4 protein-coding genes are annotated in these 2,847 nt (G+C 36.8%); all 4 read left to right on the top strand.

The genetic code is table 11. From position 1 onward, the window contains the following. The first annotated feature begins 227 nt into the window (after positions 1-227). Entirely contained in the window at positions 228-593 is a 366-nt protein-coding gene (locus tag HRT72_12415) for a hypothetical protein (GenBank protein NQY68508.1), read from the top strand. An 18-nt stretch (positions 594-611) separates the two neighbouring features. Next, positions 612-1,928: an MMPL family transporter gene (locus HRT72_12410; GenBank protein ID NQY68507.1), complete on the top strand. Its 1,317-nt coding sequence runs from the start codon at positions 612-614 to the stop codon at positions 1,926-1,928. 78 nt (positions 1,929-2,006) lie between these two features. After that, on the top strand, positions 2,007-2,246 hold the full coding sequence (locus HRT72_12405) for a hypothetical protein (protein NQY68506.1): 240 nt from the start codon (positions 2,007-2,009) through the stop codon (positions 2,244-2,246). 111 nt (positions 2,247-2,357) lie between these two features. Next, positions 2,358-2,847, top strand: a 490-nt coding sequence (locus HRT72_12400) for a YihY/virulence factor BrkB family protein (protein NQY68505.1), incomplete at its 3' end; no start/stop codon positions are given.

Genomic DNA, 2,847 nt, shown 5'->3' with positions numbered 1-2,847 from the left:
TTTGCATGGCAATGTTCCGAATCGTAACCGCGATGAAGAAAGGCATGAAAGATTGCTGTGAGAAATTTGGGGACTTAAGTGTTAAGGAATTTATGATTTTAAATTTTGTGAATGATATGCAAAATTGTAAAATGAGTGAAAATCAAAAACATACAGCAATAACAAATTTTGCTGAGTGGGTAATTAGAAGAAGATAGTTTGTTCTTCTAGCCACAGTTCTTATAATAATGGGTGCCGCAAGCAGTGGTCAATTTTTAGCTTTTCATAACGATTACCACATCTTCTTCGATGAAAACAATCCTCATGTATTGGCATTTGATGCCATGCAAGAAAAATATACTAAAGACGATAATGTCTTTATTGTAATTGAGCCAGAAAACGGTGAAGTATTTACCAAAGAAACGCTTATTGCAATTGCAGCACTAGTAGAAGCTGCATGGCAAACACCATTCTCTACACGTGTAGATGCAATTACAAACTACCAACATACAAGATCTGTTGAAGATGATATGTATGTAGCGAGTTTAGCTGGTGATCCTGAAAGCTTAACTGCCGAGGACCTAAAACGAATCAAAGAGATTGCACTTCATTAGCCAATCATTGTAAGTCGATTGGTCAATGATAAGTCAACAGTAACGGCTGTTAACGTCACTGTAAGTCTTCCTGCTGATAGCATGGAAGGTTCCATGGGTGATATGTCTACTCTAGCACCAGCAATGTTTTTAATAATATTATTAATGGTTGCTATTACAACACGTAGCGGAAGTGGTACCGTCACTGCCTTTTTTGTATTATTCTTTTCAATAATGGCTGCAATGGGATTAGCAGGCTGGGCCGGAATTCAACTAACTGGACCATCTTCTTCTGTCTCAACTATGATAATGACATTAGCTATTGCAGATAGTATTCATATACTCGTCTCTCTACTTCAGTTCATGCGTAAAGGGATGGACAAAAAATCAGCTATTGTTGAGAGTATCCGCGTAAACTTTATGCCAATTTTCATAACAAGTGTTACTACGATAATTGGATTCTTGACATTAAATTTTGCAGAAGGAGCAGCATTTCATGATTTAGGAAATATTACTGCCATGGGAGTATGTGCGGCATTTTTCTTACCTGTCTTCTTATTACCTGCTTTAATGGCAATCTTGCCGGTAAAAGTTAAAGTGAAAGATGAAAAGGAAGCTAGTACACCTTTATTAGATAGATTAGCTGAATTCGTGATTGGCAATAACAAGATGGTTTTAGGCATCTCTACAGTTGTAGTTATTGGCCTAAGCTCTCTCGCTTTCTCTAACGAACTTAATAATGAGTTTATTAAATTCTTTGATGAAAGTGTAAAGTTCAGAACAGATACTGACTTTATCGCTGAAAACTTAACGGGAATTTATAACGTTGAGTATTCATTAAAATCAGAAGGCGAAGATGGAATAAGCGATCCTGCTTATCTTTCTAAACTGGATGAATTCGAGAAATGGTTTAAAACACAACCAAACGTAACACATGTATCCAGTTTCTCCGAAGTAATGAAAAGAATAAATGCGTCAATGCATGGCGACGACCCTGCCTTTTACAAAGTGCCCGATGGCAAGGCAGAAGCTGCTCAATACTTGTTATTATATGAAATGTCTCTTCCCTATGGACTTGATTTAAATAACCCAATCAATGTAGACAAATCAGAAACTAGGTTTACAGTAACTCTAGATAACATCTCTAGTAATGCAATGTTAAGCTTAGCCGAAAGATCTGAGCAATGGCTGAAAGACAATGCACCAGAACATATCTTCACGCATGGAATTAGTACAACAATTATGTTCTCTCATATTACAAGAACTAATATGTATGCGATGCTACAAAGTGGATTTGGACCCCTCGTTATTATTTCATTCATCTTAATTTTTGCTCTTAGAAGTACTAAATATTGACTAATAAGTATCATACCGAATATTGCGCCAATCGTTGTAGCATTTGGAATCTGGTACCTGTTGATTGGTCAGATTAACATGGCTGTTGCAGTTGTTATTGGTATGACTTTAGGTATAGTTGTTGATGATACCATTCATATTTTAGATAGAGCAAATGGTACTCTTCGATATTTTGCCAAAGGAAACAGAAGAATAGGAAGCACCTGGAAAGCAACTATAGAAGTATCCGGATTTGGATATGTTGTGGACAGCGAGTTATTTATTAGTCAAGTTCAACAAGATGGATATGGCCAATTCTCTCTTTCCAAATTTTTCTAGATCCTAGTTTATCACCATACTTATAAGCCCCTTTTGTTGTTAGTATCATTTTAAGGCGTCGGATAAAAACAACATCATCCTTTGCTAACTTCGAATCCATAATAAGGGGTGATGGCTGATACAATTAAAGATTTTTTAAGGCTACTGTGGGAGACAGTGCTTAAGTTTATTAGAGAAGAAGGGATGAATCATGCAGCATCCCTTTCGTACTACGCAGTATTTGCCCTCCCTCCTATTCTAATCATACTAATTTCTCTAATTGGCTTTTTCTGGGGTCAAGTGGATATTGAGTCGCACCTATTCGAAGAGATGTCTACCCTTTTTGGAGAAGGAGGAGCTGAGCAAATTAAATTGATGCTCAATAAAGTTGAATCTGACGGAAGTATTATAACTACTACTATAGGAGTTGGTACCCTTCTTTTTTCATCAACCGTAGTCTTCTATTCCATACAGCATTCTTTAAATAGGCTCTGGGATATTCACCACGACATTCAACATGGATTTGTTAAATGGATGATAGATAAAGTCCTTTCCCTTTCTTTCATCGTTTCGTTTGGATTTCTACTTGCTGGTTCAATTGGTGTACAAGCGCTAGTGTCGG

The sequence above is a fragment of the Flavobacteriales bacterium genome, assembly GCA_013214975.1.
In the GTDB taxonomy this organism is placed as follows: Bacteria; Bacteroidota; Bacteroidia; order DT-38; family DT-38; genus DT-38.
The sequence above is the reverse complement of the archived record's forward strand: the minus strand, read 5'-3'. Positions and strand labels throughout refer to the sequence as shown.

Coding starts and splice junctions, on each gene's coding strand:
- HRT72_12405 (NQY68506.1), top strand. CDS start 2,007: ATGGCTGTTGCAGTTGTTATTGGTATGACTTTAGGTATAGTTGTTGAT.
- HRT72_12415 (NQY68508.1), top strand. CDS start 228: ATGGGTGCCGCAAGCAGTGGTCAATTTTTAGCTTTTCATAACGATTAC.